General features: G+C 39.9%; 18 protein-coding genes. All 18 read left to right on the top strand.

Features of this window, described 5'->3' with window-relative positions; genetic code table 11:
• Nucleotides 1-2 precede the first annotated feature (2 nt).
• The 18 genes from rbfA (at nucleotide 3) to ACZ9EE_RS07495 (ending at nucleotide 19,773) form a co-directional block, all read left to right on the top strand.
• Nucleotides 3-377, top strand: coding sequence for a 30S ribosome-binding factor RbfA (gene rbfA, locus ACZ9EE_RS07580; protein ID WP_476026032.1), 375 nt, complete (start codon nucleotides 3-5; stop codon nucleotides 375-377).
• Between the two features lie 86 nt (nucleotides 378-463).
• Entirely contained in the window at nucleotides 464-1,381 is a 918-nt protein-coding gene (gene truB / locus ACZ9EE_RS07575) for a tRNA pseudouridine(55) synthase TruB (protein ID WP_476026031.1), read from the top strand.
• 33 nt (nucleotides 1,382-1,414) lie between these two features.
• The gene (ribF, locus tag ACZ9EE_RS07570; RefSeq protein WP_476026030.1) at nucleotides 1,415-2,368 is read left to right on the top strand and encodes a bifunctional riboflavin kinase/FAD synthetase; all 954 of its coding nucleotides are present in this window, start codon (nucleotides 1,415-1,417) and stop codon (nucleotides 2,366-2,368) included.
• Between the two features lie 170 nt (nucleotides 2,369-2,538).
• Nucleotides 2,539-2,808, top strand: a complete 270-nt coding sequence (rpsO, locus tag ACZ9EE_RS07565) for a 30S ribosomal protein S15 (RefSeq protein WP_149869610.1) — start codon at nucleotides 2,539-2,541, stop codon at nucleotides 2,806-2,808.
• Between the two features lie 222 nt (nucleotides 2,809-3,030).
• Nucleotides 3,031-5,148: a polyribonucleotide nucleotidyltransferase gene (gene pnp, locus ACZ9EE_RS07560; protein WP_476026029.1), complete on the top strand. Its 2,118-nt coding sequence runs from the start codon at nucleotides 3,031-3,033 to the stop codon at nucleotides 5,146-5,148.
• A gap of 148 nt (nucleotides 5,149-5,296) precedes the next feature.
• On the top strand, nucleotides 5,297-6,244 hold the full coding sequence (locus tag ACZ9EE_RS07555) for a polysaccharide deacetylase family protein (RefSeq protein ID WP_476026028.1): 948 nt from the start codon (nucleotides 5,297-5,299) through the stop codon (nucleotides 6,242-6,244).
• A gap of 238 nt (nucleotides 6,245-6,482) precedes the next feature.
• The gene (locus tag ACZ9EE_RS07550; RefSeq protein ID WP_476026027.1) at nucleotides 6,483-7,721 is read left to right on the top strand and encodes a M16 family metallopeptidase; all 1,239 of its coding nucleotides are present in this window, start codon (nucleotides 6,483-6,485) and stop codon (nucleotides 7,719-7,721) included.
• Nucleotides 7,722-7,886: 165 nt separating this feature from the next.
• Nucleotides 7,887-8,135 (top strand): YlmC/YmxH family sporulation protein, encoded by a 249-nt coding sequence (locus ACZ9EE_RS07545; RefSeq protein WP_476026026.1) that lies wholly within the window; start codon nucleotides 7,887-7,889, stop codon nucleotides 8,133-8,135.
• Between the two features lie 156 nt (nucleotides 8,136-8,291).
• Nucleotides 8,292-9,194 (top strand): dipicolinic acid synthetase subunit A, encoded by a 903-nt coding sequence (gene dpaA, locus ACZ9EE_RS07540; RefSeq protein ID WP_476026025.1) that lies wholly within the window; start codon nucleotides 8,292-8,294, stop codon nucleotides 9,192-9,194.
• On the top strand, nucleotides 9,191-9,790 hold the full coding sequence (dpaB, locus tag ACZ9EE_RS07535) for a dipicolinate synthase subunit B (protein ID WP_476026024.1): 600 nt from the start codon (nucleotides 9,191-9,193) through the stop codon (nucleotides 9,788-9,790). The genes dpaA and dpaB overlap by 4 nt, the downstream gene beginning before the upstream one ends.
• Nucleotides 9,791-9,936: 146 nt before the next feature.
• Entirely contained in the window at nucleotides 9,937-10,986 is a 1,050-nt protein-coding gene (asd, locus tag ACZ9EE_RS07530; protein ID WP_476026023.1) for an aspartate-semialdehyde dehydrogenase, read from the top strand.
• Between the two features lie 33 nt (nucleotides 10,987-11,019).
• Nucleotides 11,020-12,255, top strand: coding sequence for an aspartate kinase (dapG, locus tag ACZ9EE_RS07525; protein WP_476026022.1), 1,236 nt, complete (start codon nucleotides 11,020-11,022; stop codon nucleotides 12,253-12,255).
• An 83-nt stretch (nucleotides 12,256-12,338) separates the two neighbouring features.
• A complete protein-coding gene (gene dapA / locus ACZ9EE_RS07520) occupies nucleotides 12,339-13,211 on the top strand; it encodes a 4-hydroxy-tetrahydrodipicolinate synthase (RefSeq protein ID WP_476026021.1) in 873 nt (290 codons plus the stop codon).
• 243 nt (nucleotides 13,212-13,454) lie between these two features.
• Nucleotides 13,455-15,122: a ribonuclease J gene (locus tag ACZ9EE_RS07515; protein ID WP_476026020.1), complete on the top strand. Its 1,668-nt coding sequence runs from the start codon at nucleotides 13,455-13,457 to the stop codon at nucleotides 15,120-15,122.
• A gap of 106 nt (nucleotides 15,123-15,228) precedes the next feature.
• A complete protein-coding gene (locus tag ACZ9EE_RS07510; protein ID WP_476026019.1) occupies nucleotides 15,229-15,981 on the top strand; it encodes a ClpP family protease in 753 nt (250 codons plus the stop codon).
• The gene (locus tag ACZ9EE_RS07505; protein WP_476026018.1) at nucleotides 15,978-16,214 is read left to right on the top strand and encodes a YlzJ-like family protein; all 237 of its coding nucleotides are present in this window, start codon (nucleotides 15,978-15,980) and stop codon (nucleotides 16,212-16,214) included. The genes ACZ9EE_RS07510 and ACZ9EE_RS07505 overlap by 4 nt, the downstream gene beginning before the upstream one ends.
• Before the next feature lie 129 nt (nucleotides 16,215-16,343).
• A complete protein-coding gene (locus ACZ9EE_RS07500) occupies nucleotides 16,344-18,701 on the top strand; it encodes a DNA translocase FtsK (RefSeq protein ID WP_476026017.1) in 2,358 nt (785 codons plus the stop codon).
• A 346-nt stretch (nucleotides 18,702-19,047) separates the two neighbouring features.
• Nucleotides 19,048-19,773 (top strand): GntR family transcriptional regulator, encoded by a 726-nt coding sequence (locus ACZ9EE_RS07495; RefSeq protein ID WP_476026016.1) that lies wholly within the window; start codon nucleotides 19,048-19,050, stop codon nucleotides 19,771-19,773.
• The last annotated feature ends 53 nt before the right edge of the window (nucleotides 19,774-19,826 follow it).

Raw genomic sequence — 19,826 nt, 5'->3', positions numbered from 1 at the left:
CAATGAGCCACAGAGCAAATCGTGTTGGAGAACAGATGAAGAAAGAACTTAGTGATATTATCGGCCGGAAAATTAAAGATCCTCGGATCGGTTTTGTGACCGTAACAGATGTTCAAGTATCTGGAGATCTTCAACAAGCTAAAGTATTTATATCCGTTTTAGGTGATGACGAGCAAAAGGAGAATACATTAAAAGGTCTAGCCAAAGCAAAAGGTTTTATCCGAACCGAAATAGGACACCGTATCCGCCTTCGTAAAACACCTGAAATCATCTTTGAATGGGATGAATCAATCGATTACGGAAATCGAATTGAGACCCTTCTCCATCAATTGCATACGGACGATGATAAACCGTATGAAAAGCATGAGGAAGAATAGTGGATAGACATCATGTCTATCCCTTTTTTTAATTGTTCTAAAAAAAATCTGAGTTAATCATGATATGAATAGAAAGGAAAAGTGAAATGGAAGGAATCCTGCCATTATATAAGCCCGCCGGACTAACATCACATGATTGTGTTTTTAGGCTGCGGAAAATTTTAAAAACAAAAAAAGTTGGTCATACCGGCACGTTAGATCCAGACGTTACGGGTGTCCTGCCAATTTGTATTGGCAAAGCAACAAAGGTAGCGGAATACATAACGGATGCTGGCAAAGCCTACTTAGGGGAAGTAACGATTGGATTTTCCACGACAACAGAAGATTCTTCTGGTGAGGTAGTAGAACGTAAAGCGGTTAATTGCGTCGTTACAAGGGAAGAAATTCTCAACGTGCTCCAATCGTTGACAGGGGAAATTGAACAAACTCCGCCGATGTATTCAGCCGTTAAGGTGGGAGGTGTCCGTCTTTACGAATATGCCCGAAAAGGGATAGAAGTGGAACGGCCAACGAGAGTGGTATCCATTTACTCAATTGATTTACTTGATGAAAGAGAACAATTTACGGGAGAAATGATTTCATTTCGTTTTCAGGTTCGCTGCAGCAAAGGGACTTATATCCGTACGTTGGCAGTGATGATTGGGGAGCTGCTTGGTTTTCCTGCTCATATGTCATACTTACAAAGAATTCAATCAGCCAGCTTTCATTTGGAGGATTGTTTAACCTTTGAAGAGATTGAAAAATGTATGGAAGAGGGGACGATTTCGAACGTTTTAAGACCGTTGGAAACAGCACTTTCTCATTTGCCGAAATTTCGTATTAATGATAAAGTAGCAGAGAAAGTGAAAAATGGTGCACTGTTACAAACACCAGATTATTTAAAATCAATTAACGGACCAATTATCGCTGAAACGGACGATGGAACGGCACTAGCTATTTATGCTAAGCATCCTAGCAAGCCGGATCTCCTCAAACCCGTTAAGGTATTACGAAACGAGAGTTAATAATAAGGTACGGAATAGAAAAGGTGAGTTTTATTGGAAGTTATCCGGCTTAGTTACCCAATTAATTTTGTTAATCCAGAGTTCCCTTCTTTAGCTATGGCTTTAGGTTATTTTGACGGTGTCCACCTCGGACATCAACAAGTTATCCTTGAGGCAAAAAGACAGGCGGAGGAAAAAGCTTTATCGAGTGCTGTTATGACGTTCGACCCTCATCCTTCCGTTGTGTTAGGGAAGAATACACAGCATGTTCACTATATTACCCCATTATCTGAAAAAGTGAAAATAATTGAAGATTTGGGGATTGATTATTTATTTATTATCGAGTTCACCCCAGAGTTTGCCTCTCTTTTACCACAAGAATTTATTGACCAATATGTGATTGGTTTAAATGTTCAACACGTTGTGGCTGGATTTGATTTTACCTATGGGCGGATGGGCAAAGGAACGATGGAGACCTTGCCCTTTCACTCACGAGATCAGTTTAGTTATACGGTTGTTCCGGAATATGTGCAAGGGAATGAAAAGGTAAGTTCCACAAGAATCCGCCGCCTGCTCAAAGCGGGTGAAACGTTGGAGCTGCCCATTCTACTCGGTCGCTTCTATACTACATCGGGTATTGTCGTTCACGGGGATAAACGCGGGCGAACAATCGGTTTCCCTACAGCTAATGTTGATCTTTACGACGAATATATAATACCGCCAACGGGTGTTTACGCCGTTAGATTTAAGGTTGCTAACGGCTGGTTTAATGGCGTATGTAATGTGGGCTATAAACCTACCTTTAATAAAGAATCATTAAAACTTTCTGTCGAAGTTCATTTGTTTGATTTCAATGAGGATATCTATGGCAGTGAGGTAGTAATTGAATGGCATCGTTATCTTCGTAAAGAACAGAAATTTTCAGGTATCAGCGAACTGGTGACCCAGATTGAAAAAGATAAACAAAACACACTAGCTTATTTTGAAAAAAATCGACAATCTTTCTAACTTACTTGCAAAAAGAAGGATTTCTTAGAATATGTTCAGGTTTTAACTTGCATTTTGCATTAAAACCATGTATTCTTAAATACGTATTAAAACAAACCTTTACTTGGCAAGTCGAGTCTCCGACGCTTGCTCGGTAACAGGGGATATGAAAACTTTAGGAGGTGAACCGGATGGCAATCACTCAAGAACGTAAAAACGAACTTATCAATGAGTATAAAACTCATGAGAACGACACTGGATCTGCAGAAGTTCAAATCGCTGTCCTTACAGAATCAATCAATAATTTGAACGAGCACTTACGTACACACAAGAAAGATCACCACTCACGTCGCGGTCTTTTGAAAATGGTAGGTAAACGTCGTAATCTTTTAACTTTCTTACGTAATAAAGATGTTCAACGTTACCGTGTATTAATTAATAAGCTTGGTCTACGTCGTTAGTTAACAGAAGCGGGATTTTTCCCGCTTTTTTGTTAGCAAAAAAACATTTTTTTATACATAATTTTAAGTCTAAGCTTTTCTGTGCATACTATTAATAATTTGGTTTAAACAATAAGCTTTAAAGGCTTTTTTTATATGAGTTAGAATTAGTTTGATGATTATCCGAGAGGGCTTTTCTTTCGTATCATCCTTCTAAGGATTTAGTTAGAGAGGGGTAAAAATATGGAACAAATAAAACATGAATATTCTATGGATTGGGCCGGCCGTAAATTAACGGTTGAAATTGGCCAATTAGCGAAACAAGCAAACGGTGCAGTATTAGTCCGTTATGGAGATACAGCTGTATTAAGTACTGCCACTGCATCAAAAGAACCAAAAAACCTCGATTTTTTTCCATTAACGGTTAACTATGAAGAACGTTTATATGCCGTCGGTAAGATTCCGGGAGGCTTTATTAAACGGGAAGGACGACCAAGTGAGAAGGCTATTTTAGCAAGCCGTTTGATTGACCGTCCGATTCGTCCGCTTTTTGCCGATGGGTTCCGAAATGATGTACAAGTCATCAGCATTGTCATGAGCGTTGATCAAGATTGTTCAACGGAAATGGCGGCTATGTTCGGTTCTTCGCTGGCACTTAGTACATCTGATATCCCTTTTGAGGGGCCCATTGCAGGTGTTGTGGTTGGACGTGTAAATAATGAATTTGTTATTAATCCAACTGTTGAACAGGCGGAAAAAAGTGATATTCACTTAACGGTTGCCGGTACAAAAGATGCGATTAACATGGTTGAAGCAGGGGCTTTGGAAGTACCTGAAGAAACCATGCTGGAAGCCATCATGTTTGGTCATGATGAAATCAAGCGTTTAATTGAGTTCCAAGAAAAAATTGTCGCTGAAATTGGTAAAGAAAAACGACAAATTACTTTATATGAAATTGATCAAGAGCTTGAAGCTGACGTTAGAGAAATTTGCGAAGCTGACATGGTAAAGGCCATTCAGGTTCAAGAAAAGCATGCTCGTGAGGATGCAATTAAAGAGGTTAAAAACCAAGTTATTGCAAGATACGAAGAGCAAGAAGCTACAGATGAAGATTTAAAGCAGGTTAAGCAGATCTTGGACAAGATTGTTAAGGGTGAAGTCCGTCGTTTAATTACGGTTGAGAAGGTCCGTCCGGATGGCCGTAAAATAGATGAAATTCGTCCATTGTCATCCCAAGTAAGCATATTACCTCGTACGCATGGTTCCGGTTTATTTACCCGCGGACAGACTCAAGCTTTAAGTATTTGTACCCTTGGAGCAATGGGGGATGTTCAAATCCTTGATGGTTTAGGAATTGAAGAGGAAAAACGGTTTATGCACCACTATAACTTCCCTTCCTTTAGTGTAGGGGAAACAGGTCCGATCCGTGGTCCAGGCCGTCGTGAAATTGGACATGGTGCACTTGGAGAACGTGCCCTTGAACCAGTGATCCCGTCTGAAAAAGATTTCCCATATACAATCCGGCTTGTTTCTGAAGTACTTGAATCCAATGGTTCCACATCACAAGCTAGTATTTGTGCCAGTACACTAGCGATGATGGATGCCGGTGTTCCAATCAAGGCTCCAGTTGCTGGGATTGCGATGGGACTTGTTAAATCAGGTGAGCATTACACGGTATTATCTGATATTCAAGGTATGGAAGACCATCTAGGGGACATGGACTTTAAGGTTGCCGGAACATCAAAAGGTGTAACCGCTCTTCAGATGGATATTAAAATTGAAGGTCTTTCCCGTGAAATTTTAGAAGAAGCCCTTCAGCAAGCAAAAGTGGGCAGAATGCATATTTTAGATTCCATGCTTGCTACGATTACAGAACCAAGAACAGAGCTATCGAAGTTTGCTCCAAAAATCTTAACGATGACCATCAATCCAGATAAGATTCGTGATGTAATTGGACCAAGCGGTAAACAAATCAATAAGATCATTGAAGAAACCGGCGTTAAGATCGATATCGAGCAAGATGGTACAGTCTTTATTGCCTCAACTAATCAAGAAATGAACCAAAAGGCGAGGAAAATCATTGAAGATATCGTCCGGGAAGTTCAAGTAGGCGAAATGTACCTAGGTAAGGTTAAACGGATTGAAAAGTTTGGCGCCTTTGTTGAAATCTTCGCTGGAAAAGACGGACTAGTCCACATTTCTGAACTTGCTGAAGAGCGAGTAGGCAAAGTGGAAGATGTCGTGAAGATTGGCGACGAAATTTTGGTGAAGGTAACAGAAATTGACAAGCAAGGCCGGGTAAACCTGTCTCGAAAAGCAGTTTTAAAAGAGCAGCGTGAGAAGGCAGAAGAAAAGCAGTAATCCAGAAATGATATATAAAAGGAAAAAGTCAGGGAATCCCTGGCTTTTTCTATGCAAAATTGTCTAGCCAGTGTCTGACAGGGGCTTCTGCTTTTCTGTTCTACCTTGTCCTCCTTAGACATAATCTTTAAGGAAGGGGGAATGGTAGATGAAAAAGGCTGGTATTTTAATGGTCATTTGTTTGGCAGCTTGGTTTTCCGTCAACAATCCTATTGTTGAAGACTATATAGCATCGTTAACAGAATCTGCACTTCCGGTCGTGAAGCAGACAGATCCTCTGTACCAAGAAATAGTAAAAAGTGCACATACATATGAAGTCCCGCCTTCCGATGCAAAGATTGATTCTGTTTGGAAGGCCATTCCTGGGTATAATGGAATTAAAGTAGATATAGCTGCGTCCTATAAAAAGATGAAGAAAAAAGGCAAATTTGATGAGCAAAAGCTTGTGTTCGTCCAAACAAAACCGAAGGTACATCTTGAGAATTTGCCACCCACTCCGATTTATAAAGGCCATCCCGATAAACCGATGGTTTCTTTCATTATAAATGTAGCATGGGGAAATGAATATTTATCCGATATGCTTGCAACATTAAAAAAGCATAACGTCTCTGCCACCTTTTTCCTTGAAGGAAACTGGACAAAAAAAAATCCGGAACTCGCCAAAATGATTGTTAGCGCTGGTCATGAGGTAGGAAACCATTCCTATTCACATCCAGATATGAGCAAGCTCACGGCCGCGAAGGCAAGAGAACAAATGATCAAAACAAATGAAATTATTGAAGCCGCCACAGGTGAAAAAAGTGTATGGTTTGCACCTCCAAGCGGGAGCTACCGCGATGAAACGGTTAAAATAGCTCATGATTTAAACATGAAAACGGTGATGTGGACGGTTGACACGGTGGATTGGCGAAAGCCGTCTCCTGACGTTTTGATTAATCGTGTTATCTCTAAAATTGATAAAGGCTCAATGGTTCTCATGCACCCCACAGAATCGACAGCAAAATCTCTAGACAGGTTAATTACATTAATTGAAAAAAAGAATTTGCATATAGGTACGGTTAGTGAATTAATGGATGAGGAAAGAATAATAAAATAATTTAGGCAAATTATCTCAGAAATTGGAGAAAATACATTTAAGTAAGTATAATAAATAATTGGAATAGTAGCGCCTGCAGTATAATCCTACTAAACATGAGCAAGAAGACAACAGCTTTTGAAAACTTAGAGGAAAAAATTCTATAGGCGGGGGGCAGCTGCCTGTAAAAGTCCGATTAGTTCAACAGTGGGGATCCACTTGCTGTTTGAAGTTTCGTTGTATAGACAGGAGGAAGTCGATGATTAATAAGTACACTTGCCAAAACGGAGTAAGAATTGTTCTGGAAAATATCCCTACGGTCCGATCGGTTGCGATCGGTGTATGGATTGGAACGGGTTCTAGGAATGAGGATCCTCAGACAAATGGTATTTCTCATTTCCTTGAACACATGTTTTTCAAAGGGACAACAACAAGATCAGCAAAGGAAATTGCTGAATCATTTGATAGTATTGGCGGTCAAGTTAATGCTTTTACATCAAAGGAGTATACTTGCTACTATGCAAAAGTACTTGATACCCATTCTAAGTTTGCCTTAGATGTATTAGCAGACATGTTCTTTAACTCTACTTTTGTCGAAGAGGAGTTAAACAAGGAAAGAAATGTTGTCTTGGAAGAAATTAAAATGTATGAAGATACACCAGATGATATTGTTCATGATTTGTTGAGCAGGGCAGTTTTCGAAGACCATCCGCTTGGATATCCTATACTAGGGACGGAAGAAACCTTAAATACTTTTACAGGTGAGTCTTTAAATGAATATATTCATCAACGGTATACACCTGAAAATGTGGTTATTTCGATTGCTGGAAATATATCAGAGAGTTTTATTAAGGATGTTGAAAACTATTTTGGCTCTTATCAAGGCGATTCAAAGGAAGTACCTGAAAATATACCGGTCTTTCATTCAAACCGAATTTCCCGAAAGAAAGAAACAGAACAGGCACACCTTTGTATCGGGTTTGAAGGCTTGAAGGTTGGACATGAGGATGTTTATAGTTTAATTACCCTAAATAATATTTTAGGCGGCAGCATGAGCTCCAGGTTATTTCAAGAGGTGCGTGAACAACGAGGGCTGGCCTATTCTGTATTCTCGTACCATTCAGCCTATTTAGATAGCGGGATTTTGACAGTTTACGGAGGAACCGGAGCTAAACAGCTGGATCTTTTATTTGAGACCATTCAAGAAACGTTAGAGAAGTTAAAACAAGATGGAATTACCGAAAAGGAACTTACGAATAGTAAGGAACAATTAAAGGGCAGTTTGATGTTGAGTTTAGAGAGTACCAATAGCCGCATGAGCCGTAATGGGAAAAATGAGCTTCTTTTAAAACGCCATCGCTCACTGGATGAAATTATCGAGCAGATTGATGCTGTTACCAAAAAGAGTGTGGATGGAATGGCAAGAGACATCTTTACTGATAAATACTCCGTAACCTTAATTAGTCCGAACGGTGAATTCCCTAATAAATTAGCTTAATTCAAAAGAGGTATTCGGTATTTGCGGATACCTCTTTTTTCTATAGTGGTTAGTTCAAGTTCCTAGCAGCTCGTAGACTGTTAGACAGCGAATCCGCTTTTTTTATTCTAAATTTTGCCCTCGCTTTATACACTAATAGAAAAAGCGGTTGTGGGGGATATGGCTATGAGGTTAAGTGAACTAAGCGGGAAAGAAATTGTCGATGTAAAAAAAGCAGAGCGGCTTGGAGTACTAGGACAAACAGATTTAGAAATAAATGAACACACAGGTCAGATTCAGGCACTACTAATTCCTTCCCTAAAATGGTTTGGTTTTCGTAAACAAGGTGAGGAAGTCAGGGTGCCATGGCAGCATATAAAAAAAATAGGTTCCGATATGATTATCATTGATGTACCCGAATCAGATGGTCGTTAGGAAAGAAGCCCAGGCAAAATTACCTTTGCTTGGGCTTTTTTTATTTCCTGTCATGGAAAACTCACCGAATCAAGCAATCTTACATAAGATGTTGAAGTGATAACAGTAAAAGGAATTCTAAGTTGGATTTATAAAAAAAAGAAGGTGAATGTTTTCATGCTGACAGGGATGCAGATAGCCGTAATGGGCGGTGATGCCAGACAGCTGGAAATCATCCGTAGGTTAACCGAATTAGACGCGAGATTATCGCTTATTGGTTTTGAACAGCTTGATCACGCCTTTACCGGTGCCGTCAAAGAAAAGCTCGATGAAGTTGATTTTTCCAATATTGATGCCCTGATTCTTCCAGTGCCTGGAACAAACTTAGAAGGACAGGTAGAAACCATCTTTTCGAACGAAAAGGTGATTTTAACAGGTGAAATTTTAAGCAAAACCCCGGAACATTGCTCCATCTATTCAGGCATCTCTAACTCTTATTTAAATGAGATAACAAAAGAGGCAAAACGTCCCCTGATTCAATTATTTGAAAGAGACGATGTTGCCATTTACAATTCGATCCCAACTGTTGAAGGAACGATTATGATGGCCATTCAACATACAGACTTTACTATTCATGGATCGAATGTGACCGTACTGGGTTTAGGAAGGGTAGGAATGAGTGTAGCGAGAACCTTTGCAGCTCTTGGAGCAAAGGTAAAGGTTGGGGCAAGAAAAAGTGAGCATTTGGCTAGAATTACGGAAATGGGTCTAACTCCATTCCATTTAAGTGAATTAGTTAATAAAGTAAAAGATACCGATATTTTAATTAATACTGCACCACATCTTATTGTTACAGCCATGGTAATCTCAAAACTCCCTGCCCACACCCTCATTATCGACCTGGCCTCAAAGCCTGGCGGGACTGATTTCAGATATGCAGAAAAAAGGGGTATAAAAGCACTGCTCGCACCCGGACTACCTGGAATTGTAGCACCTAAAACAGCAGGTCAAATACTTGCCAATGTCCTAGCCCAGCTGCTTCAAGAGGATTTAGGAAAGCGAAAGGGGAAAGTGAAATGAATTTAAAAGGTAAAAGAATTGGCTTTGGTCTAACGGGCTCACATTGTACGTATGACGCTGTATTCCCGGAAATAGAAAAACTCGTTCATGCCGGTGCGGAGGTAATGCCAGTTGTAACCTTTACCGTGAAAAATACAGATACACGTTTTGGCAAGGGGGAAGATTGGATTCAAAGAATAGAAGACTTGACTGGAAATAAGGTCATTGACTCGATTGTAAAAGCAGAACCGTTAGGTCCCAAAATTCCTCTGGATTGCATGATCATTGCACCCTTAACAGGTGTTTCGATGAGTAAGTTTGCAAATGCTATGAATGATAGTCCAGTCTTAATGGCTGCTAAGGCAACACTAAGAAATTTAAAGCCCGTTGTCCTTGGAATTTCAACAAATGATGCCTTAGGGTTAAATGGAATTAATCTCATGAGGCTGATGTCTACCAAAAATATTTATTTTATTCCCTATGGTCAAGACGATCCAATGAATAAGCCAAATTCCATGGTTGCCAGAATGACGCTGCTAACACAAACAGTGGAAGCTGCGCTTCTAGGAAAACAACTCCAGCCAGTTCTAGTGGAGAGATACAAAGATTCCGACTAAATTTCCCCACTTTCGCTAAAAAAGGTTATTTCTTAATAAGAATATGTTAAAATAAATTAATCTTTCATCAGAGGGGTCATCCCCTTCTGATGTAAATTTAAGAATAACCACTAATGTTCAGTGCAGGTTTGAAAGGGGAACTAGAAATGAGTCAGCAAAAAGGTTTTCACGTTGCGGTGGTAGGAGCAACAGGAGCGGTTGGACAACAAATGATCCAAACACTAGTGAAAGAGAACTTTCCTATTAGCAAACTTACCCTGCTTTCATCAGCCCGCTCGGCTGGAAAAGTAGTCGAAGTAAATGGACAGGAAATCACAATTCAAGAAGCAAAGCCTGAAAGCTTTGAAGGTGTTGACATAGCGTTATTTAGTGCTGGTGGCAATGTATCTAAGGAACTTGCTCCGGAAGCCGTTAAACGTGGCGCCATCGTCGTGGACAACACTAGTGCCTTCAGAATGGATGCAGATAAGCCATTAGTTGTACCTGAGGTAAACGAAGCAGATTTACATGAACACACTGGCATTATTGCCAACCCGAACTGCTCGACGATTCAAATGGTTGTAGCGTTAGAACCAATCCGCCAAAAATTCGGCTTGAAAAAAGTGATTGTATCGACCTATCAAGCAGTTTCTGGGGCAGGGGCTGTCGCTGTTGAAGAATTAATGGAACAAACAAAATCGATTTTAGCCGGAGAAACAGTCGAACCTAAAATTTTACCGGTGAAAGCCGACAAAAATCATTATCAAATTGCTTTTAACGCAATTCCACAAATAGATAAATTTCAAGAAAACGGCTATACATTCGAAGAAATGAAAATGATTAATGAGACGAAAAAAATTATGCATCTTCCTGATTTACAAGTTTCTGCAACGTGTGTAAGACTTCCTGTTGCGGTGGGACACTCTGAATCCGTTTATTTTGAAGTGGAAACAGAAGGTGTCAGTGCTCAGGAAATAAAGGCTTTACTAAAGGATGCTCCTGGAGTTGTTTTACAGGATGATCCAGAAAATCAAGTATATCCGATGCCTGCACATTGCGTTGGAAAGAATGATGTGTTTGTAGGGCGTATTAGAAAAGACATTGATGAAGACCGCGGCTTCCATATGTGGGTTGTTTCAGATAACTTACTTAAAGGAGCAGCTTGGAACTCAGTTCAAATTGCTGAAAGGTTAGTAGAATTAGGTCTAGTTAAATAAGGCTACATCATAAAGGCAGGGTTTGGTGTTTACATGAAAATAATTGTTCAAAAATTTGGCGGGACATCTGTTAAAGATGACGAAAGCAGAAAACATGCAAAGCGCCATATTGAAAAAGCATTAAGTGAAGGCTACAAAGTGGTTGTAGTGGTTTCTGCGATGGGCAGAAAAGGAGACCCCTATGCAACAGATACACTGTTATCCTTAATCGGCGGTAATCTTAGCAAAATATCCAAACGGGAACATGATCTTCTTTTATCCTGCGGTGAGGTTATTTCGAGTATTGTCTTTACCAATATGTTACTAGAGAGCGGAATCAACGCTACAGCCTTAACAGGAGCACAAGCAGGCTTCCGTACTAATAATGATCATACTAATGCAAAAATCATCGAAATGAAATGTGACAGAATCCTAAGAGAATTAGACACCAATGATGTTGTCGTTGTGGCAGGGTTTCAAGGAGCAGCAAAAAATGGCGATGTGACCACGATTGGACGCGGCGGTAGTGATACATCCGCTGCCGCCTTAGGTGCGGCCTTGAACGCTGAATGGATTGATATTTTTACAGATGTAGAGGGGATCATGACGGCCGATCCGCGTATTGCTGAGAACGCACGGCCACTTTCTGTTGTTACCTATACAGAGGTATGTAACCTAGCCTATCAGGGTGCCAAAGTCATTCATCCTAGAGCGGTTGAGATTGCCATGCAGGCAAAAGTGCCGATTCGAATTCGCTCCACTTATTCTGATTCACTGGGGACATTGGTCACGTCCGTCAATAAAGAAAATCGCGGCAGTGATATTAAAGAACGAACGGTTACAGGGATTGCACACGTATCAAATGTTACACAAATAAAGGTCTTTGCTAAAAAAGATCAGTATAACCTGCAGGCAGAAGTATTTAAAGCGATGGCAAATGAAAAAATCAGTGTTGATTTTATCAATATTTCTCCTAACGGAGTTGTCTATACTGTAACAGATGAAATGACTGATCGAGCGATTCAGGTCCTAGAAGAATTAGGTCATGAGCCAGTAGTCGAGCGCCATTGTGCAAAGGTTTCCGTTGTAGGTGCGGGAATCGCAGGAGTACCAGGAATTACCTTTAAAATCGTAACAGCCTTATCAAATTATGGAATTCGTATTTTACAATCAGCAGACAGCCATACAACTATTTGGGTACTGGTTAAACAGGAGGACTTAGTTAAATCCGTCAATTCCTTGCACGATGCCTTTCAATTAGAGGAAGAAACAGTCGAGTATGATTTCTAAGGCTTTAGAGAAAAAAGAACGTTTTTAATGGATGCTGCGTTTTGCAGCGGATAAGTTCCGATTGTATTGAAAGGAGTACTAAAATGGTTCATTTCGGGCGAGTATCAACAGCAATGGTAACCCCTTTTGATAAAAATGGGCATATTGACTTTGGAAAAACCACTCAATTGGTTAATTATTTAATTGATAATGGCACAGATTCCCTAGTGATTGCAGGAACAACGGGAGAATCCCCTACGCTTTCCAAAGAAGAAAAGCTGGCTCTATTTGATCATGTCGTTAAAGTTGTAAAAAAGCGGATTCCAGTAATTGCTGGAACGGGGAGTAATAATACGTACGCCTCGGTTGAATTAACCAAAAAGGCTGAGCAGATTGGTGTTGATGCCATCATGGCGGTCGGTCCTTATTATAATAAACCAAACCAAGAAGGTTTGTACCAGCATTTTAAGGCAATTGCAGAAGCCACAACCCTTCCAATGATGGTTTATAATATTCCGGGGAGATCATCAGTTACAATTCAGCCGCAGACTGTGGTCCGTCTTTCTAAAATTCCTAATATCGTGGCGGTAAAGGAAGCTAGCGGCGACTTAAACGCCATGACACATATTATTGCTAATACGGCAGACGATTTTGTCCTCTATAGCGGGGATGATAGTTTAACAATCCCAGTACTATCGATTGGTGGTGCAGGGGTTATTTCAGTGGCATCACATGTGATCGGAAAAGAATTACAAGAAATGGTTAAGGCATTTTTTGATGGAGAACATGCTAAAGCTGCCAAATTACATCAACATTTACTTCCACTCATGCAAGGGCTTTTTGCGGCACCAAGCCCTGGGCCAGTTAAAACTGCATTACAAATCAAAGGGTTGGATGTGGGGCCAGTCAGGCTTCCGCTTGTTAGTCTAACTGAAGAAGAACGGACGACACTCATATCGCTTCTTAAAAGTATATAGATGGCAAGAGAGCTAATCGAATGTTCTGTTCGGTTAGCTTCTTTTTTTTAGAACAGCCTGATTACTTTAAAAAAATCATTATTGGTTGTAAAGGTTTTCAGGTATCAAGTATAATGATTATAACTGATCTTGGGTCGGCGATTGAAAGTGAACAACCGTACTTAGCTTTCTGCTCATTAATGGTTGCTTAGCTGGGCTTTATTGTAAGAATCTATCTATTGTCAGCATAGGAGGAAACGTAAATTGGTAAAGAAAAAGAATACATCCATTAAGTTGATTACACTTGGTGGTATAGGAGAAATCGGAAAAAATATGTATCTTGTTGAGGTGGACAAGGACATATTTATTATTGATGCTGGCTTAATGTTCCCCGAGGAAGAAATGCTTGGTATCGATATGGTCATTCCTGATATTACATATGTAAGGGAAAATAAGGAACGGGTGAAAGCCATTTTTTTAACACATGGACATGAAGACCATATTGGTGCACTGTCTTACGTACTCTCACATGTGGATGTCCCTGTTTATGGAACGAAACTTACCCTAGCACTTGCAAATGCAAAGCTAAGGGAACAAGAATTTACGGGTACAGCTAATTTTATTGAAGTAGATTCAGACACAATGGTGGAATTAGACACGGTTCAGGCAAGTTTTTTTAGAACGAATCATAGCATTCCGGACTCTGTTGGAGTTTGTATTCATACGTCCGAAGGAATTATTGTCTATACAGGTGATTTTAAATTTGACCAGGGGGCAACAAAGCTTTATAAAGCTGAAGTCGGCAAAATGGCTGCCATTGGAGATCAAGGAGTATTGTGTTTATTATCCGATAGTACAGAGGCTGAAGCCCCTGGATATACCACATCGGAGTCCAAGGTTGAACGAGAGATGTCTAATGCCTTTTATAATGCACCAGGCCGAATTATTGCCGCTTGTTTTGCATCGGATATCAATCGGATTCAGCATATTTTTAATGCTGCTAGTGAAAATGGCCGTAAAGTCACGGTTGTCGGAAAGAGCCTTGAACAAATTTATCATATCGCGCTCGATTTAGGTTATTTAGAAGTTGATGAGGATCTAATTATCCCAGTTAGTGAAATAAAAAACTACCAGGACCGTGAAATTGTCGTTTTAATGACAGGCAGCCAAGGTGAACCGATTGAGGCATTACAGAAGATGGCCAAGCAATCACATAAACTTTTAAACATCCAGCCAGGTGATACAGTTCTAATTGCCGCCTCACCTCTAAAGGGCAGTGAAGTCTTTTTATTTAAAACGGTTGATATGCTTTTTAGAGCTGGCGCTAATGTGATTTCTGGCAAACGAGCCCTTCATGTATCTAGCCATGGCAGCCAAGAAGAATTAAAATTCATGATTAATTTGATGAAACCGAAATTTTTCATTCCTGTTCACGGTGAATATAAGATGCTAAAAGCACACAGGAAAGTGGCATTGGAATGTGGACTTGCGGATCAACAGATCGTCATTCCTGACCGCGGTGATGTGGTCGAATGGAAAGAAGGCAGCATTGGTATTACCGGTAAAGTTCCATCAGGAAATGTTTTAATTGATGGGATTGGTGTGGGTGATGTGGGCAATATTGTGTTACGTGATCGAAAGCTTTTATCACAAGACGGTATTCTGATCGTTGTGGTAACTTTGACGAAGCAGGAAAAGAAAATTGCCGCAGGGCCCGAAATTATTTCAAGGGGCTTTGTCTATGTACGTGAGTCAGAAAAGTTAATGGATGATTCTACAAAATTAGTCCGTGATATCGTAGAAAGAAATACAGCAAAAGGTACGTTTGAATGGGCCAGCTTAAAACAAGAAATAAGAGATGAATTGAATCGATCCTTATATGAAAAAACAAAAAGAAGACCAATGATACTTCCGATCATTATGGAAGTGTAATATAGAAAGGCACTGGTGAATAAGCCAGTGCCTTTTTATATTTAAAGCATGAAATTGTGTCTCGGGTAAATACTAAACATATATCATGCTTGGAGGGAGTAGTAGAATGAATAACGATTATCAAAATAACGATACCGGCAAACAAGAAGGACAAGAGCCTCAAAAAGAGGAAAAGTCTTCCCCATTATTAGAAAAGATACAACAACTTGGTCAAACGAATGTTCCGCAGCTCTCAGCCGATTCTAGTATTCATTGCTTAACCATAATTGGCCAAATTGAAGGACATCTTGCCTTGCCGCCACAAAATAAAACAACCAAATATGAGCATTTACTTCCGCAATTAGTTGCAATTGAACAAAATCCAAAAATTGAAGGGGTGCTGATTATCCTGAATACAGTTGGCGGTGATGTGGAAGCCGGACTAGCTATATCAGAAATGATTGCCTCCCTATCAAAACCAACTGTTTCGATTGTCTTAGGGGGAGGACATTCCATCGGGGTACCAATTGCTGTTTCCTGTGATTATTCTTTTATTGCAGAAACTGCTACGATGACCATCCATCCTATTCGCCTGACTGGACTTGTGATTGGAGTTCCTGCAACCTTTGAGTATTTAGATAAAATGCAAGAGCGGGTAGTTAATTTCGTAACAGGGCATTCCAAAATTAGAGAAGAAACCTTTAAAGATTTAATGTTTGCCAAGGGTAATTTAACTAGAGATATTGGGACAAATGTCATCGGTATTGATGCTGTTAAATACGGATTAATTGATGAAGTAGGCGGTCTAGGACCTGCAATGAAGAAACTAAATGATATGATTGAACTCCAAAAGGGGAAAAATGAGGGGCTGATTCAATGATTTTATATACGATGATGCCAAGTGAACTGATATTTCCAGCCGAACAAGTGGAAGAGAGCAAACAAAAACTGATTACTTATCAGGGTATCTCGATGCTGGTCGAGCAAAAAGATTCAGAGCATGTCGAAGTAGTCCGTATTTTAAGCAGCGACCCGCAACATTATTTAAATCAGCAGCTTTGTCCGGGTGCAAAAATTTCTTTTGCTAACCTTGGCGGTTTATCGGCATTATAATAGAAGATTATGGTATAATTATCAAAGAAGAAAAAGAGCAGCCAAATTTGGGCTGCTTTCTTTATAGATATTTATGAGTAAGACTTCTGTATATTTTTGAAAAACATATTTTTAGTACAAGGTGATTAAATGGCCAAAAAAAAGAGAAGACAACCAAAAAAGAGAGACAATCATTTAAAACGGACCGTTCAATTTGAATTATCGGCCCTTGCCATTTTAGCGCTAGCAATTATTGCAATTGCCAAGCTCGGGGCAGTTGGAAAAGCCACCGTTCTTTTCTTCCGTTTTTGGATGGGCGAATGGTATATGCTTGGACTGTTAGGGCTAGTAATATTAAGTGTTTATTTAATGTGGAAACGGAGTATTCCTTTTTTCTTTCATATTAAGTTAGTTGGCACCTATTTTATTATTTCGGCCATCCTCCTGTTAAGTCATGTAACCTTATTTCATTTACTTACCAATGATGGAAAATTTAAAGACCCAAGTGTAATAAGTAATACTTGGGAGTTATTTATGATGGAAGTAAGAGGGGAGACAAGCACCACCGACCTTGGCGGAGGTATTCTCGGAGCAGTTTTGTTTGCCTTATTTCACTATCTATTCGCAGAAACAGGGACAAAAATTATTGCATTCATTTTTATATTAATTGGAATAATTTTGCTAACAGGAAAGTCAATTGGTGATTTCATTGGAAAAATTATCATCACTATTTTCGATTTTTCAAAAGGTCAATGGGAAGCCTTTAAATTGGATATGTCTGAATGGAAGCAGAAACAAACAGAGCGTCGTAATGAGCGTATTGCCGAGAAGCAAAAGGAAAAAGAAAACCGTCAAAGACAGCCGGCCCCAGTTATCAACACTGTGCCACCGGAACAGGAAGAAACAATTATTCCTGAGACAATTATCTCCAGTTTTGCGGATCGGGCTTATGTAGATGCTTCCCCAAGTGAAAAACCAGAAACAGAGCAAGTAAAAGGGAAAGAACAAAAGAGTAAAACTGAAGAGGCTGAAGATGACAATACCCCGCCAATATCGTTTACTGAAGCGGAAGTCGAAAATGTATCTTACGAATTACCACCGCTTCGGCTGTTAAAGGCGCCGAGGAAGACAGATCAAAGTGGTGAATATGAATTAATTCACGCGAATGCGGCAAAGCTGGAGCGGACATTCCAATCCTTTGGAGTAAAAGCCCGCGTTACCCAAGTTCATTTAGGACCTGCTGTTACAAAATACGAGGTACATCCTGATGTCGGTGTAAAAGTTAGTAAAATTGTCAGCTTAAGTGATGACATAGCCTTAGCATTAGCAGCTAAAGGGATTCGAATTGAGGCACCAATTCCAGGCAAATCCGCTATTGGAATTGAGGTCCCGAACTCCGAGGTAGCCATGGTTTCCTTAAGGGAAGTGCTTGAGGCTACTCAAAATGATAAGCCTGATGCCAAACTATTAATCGGTCTTGGCCGGGACATAACTGGAGAAGCCGTTCTTGCGGAATTAAATAAAATGCCGCACTTACTTGTTGCCGGTGCTACTGGAAGCGGAAAGAGTGTTTGCATCAATGGAATCATCACAAGCGTTCTAATGAGAGCAAAGCCGCATGAAGTGAAATTAATGATGATTGACCCGAAGATGGTCGAATTAAATGTTTATAATGGTATTCCACACCTGCTAGCACCGGTAGTAACCGATGCAAAAAAAGCATCACAAGCTCTTAAGAAAGTAGTAAGTGAGATGGAGAGACGTTATGAACTGTTTTCTCATACAGGTACACGTAATATTGAAGGCTATAACGAACATGTACGAAGACATAACCTTGAGGAAAATGATAAACAGCCCTTGTTACCATACATTGTCGTCATTGTCGACGAGTTGGCAGATCTAATGATGGTTGCTTCATCAGATGTTGAGGATTCGATTACACGGTTAGCGCAAATGGCCCGAGCAGCAGGAATTCACTTAATTATTGCTACCCAGCGGCCATCTGTGGATGTCATAACTGGAGTTATTAAAGCGAATATCCCATCACGAATTGCCTTTGCTGTTTCAAGTGCGACCGATTCTAGGACAATCCTGGATATGGGCGGCGCAGAGAAACTGCTTGGTAGAGGGGATATGTTATTCCTGCCTGTCGGTGCATCCAAACCTGTTCGCGTTCAAGGTGCCTTCCTTTCAGACCAAGAAGTAGAAGATACAGTGGAATTTGTAATTTCACAGCAAAAGGCACAATATCAAGAAGAAATGATTCCGGATGATATTCCGGAGGTAACAGGCGTCGTCGATGATGATTTATACAACGATGCAGTCGACTTAATTATTGATATGCAGACGGCATCAGTATCGATGCTGCAACGGCGGTTCCGTATCGGATATACACGAGCAGCACGTCTCATCGATGAAATGGAGGCCAGAGGCGTGGTAGGACCATATGAAGGCAGTAAACCTCGCGTCGTATTACAGGCAAAACCAAATGAGGAACAGAGTTCATAAACTCTTAAGAGCGGGAATCCTCTAAAATATAGAAAAGTAGGAAAAAAGAGCCATATGGCTCTTTTTTTATAAGTCTAATTTCTATAAAAACTGATACTATAGTAGTGGGAGAGAAACGTTGAAAGTTAATTGATTTTTATTATTTTTCTGCTTTTTTCGTCAAAATTCGAGCTTTTTTTCAATATTTTGTAAGCGTTTTTTTATTTGTTAGCTTATTTCCCCCTTTTTTCGACGAAATTTTATATTCCTATTTATTTATCCCAAAAAAAATGTTAATATAAATCCGATTAGTAGGAATGATATCAGATGTCTGATGTCTTAGGAAAAAGGCTGGAGGAAACAGCAAATGTCTATTAAGTCAGATAACCGGCACTTATATTTACAAGTAATCGATCGGTTGAAGCAGGATATTGAAAATGGGGTATATAAAGAAAAAGAGAAATTGCCTTCGGAATTCGATCTTGCGAAACAACTGGGGGTAAGCAGAGCAACTCTTAGGGAAGCGCTTCGCATTCTAGAAGAGGAGAACGTCATCATAAGGCGCCATGGTGTAGGTACCTTTGTTAACGGAAGACCTATGTTTACGTCTGGGATTGAACAACTAAATAGTGTCACTGACATGATCAAACAAGTTGGGATGAAGCCAGGGACTATTTTCTTAAGTTCATCAACTCAAGGTCCTACCGAAGAGGATATTCGTCGATTCTCATGTTCTGCTAATGAGGAGATTTTCGTGATGGAGAGGGTTAGAACTGCAAACGGAGAACCGGTTGTTTACTGTATAGACAAGGTTCCGGAAAGCATTTTGCCTGAAACATTTTCCCATGAGGAAGAATCTATTTTTCAGATTTTAGATGAAACGGCAAATCGCAGAATTACATACGCAGTTGCCCAAATAGAGCCTTTAGGTTACCATGAGAAAATTTCCCCCATTTTAGAATGTGACCCAGAAACTGCATTGTTAGTATTAAAGCAAATGCATTTCGATGAAACGGATGAACCTGTCCTATTTTCGGTAAACTATTTTAAGGCAGATAAATTTAGTTTTCATGTATTAAGAAAAAGAACTTAAATTTTTTTTGTTAATATGTGTAAACGATAAACAAACGGAAATGTAAACATTTC

The sequence above is a fragment of the Bacillus sp. URHA0034 genome, assembly GCF_056280405.1.
The sequence above is the reverse complement of the archived record's forward strand: the minus strand, read 5'-3'. Positions and strand labels throughout refer to the sequence as shown.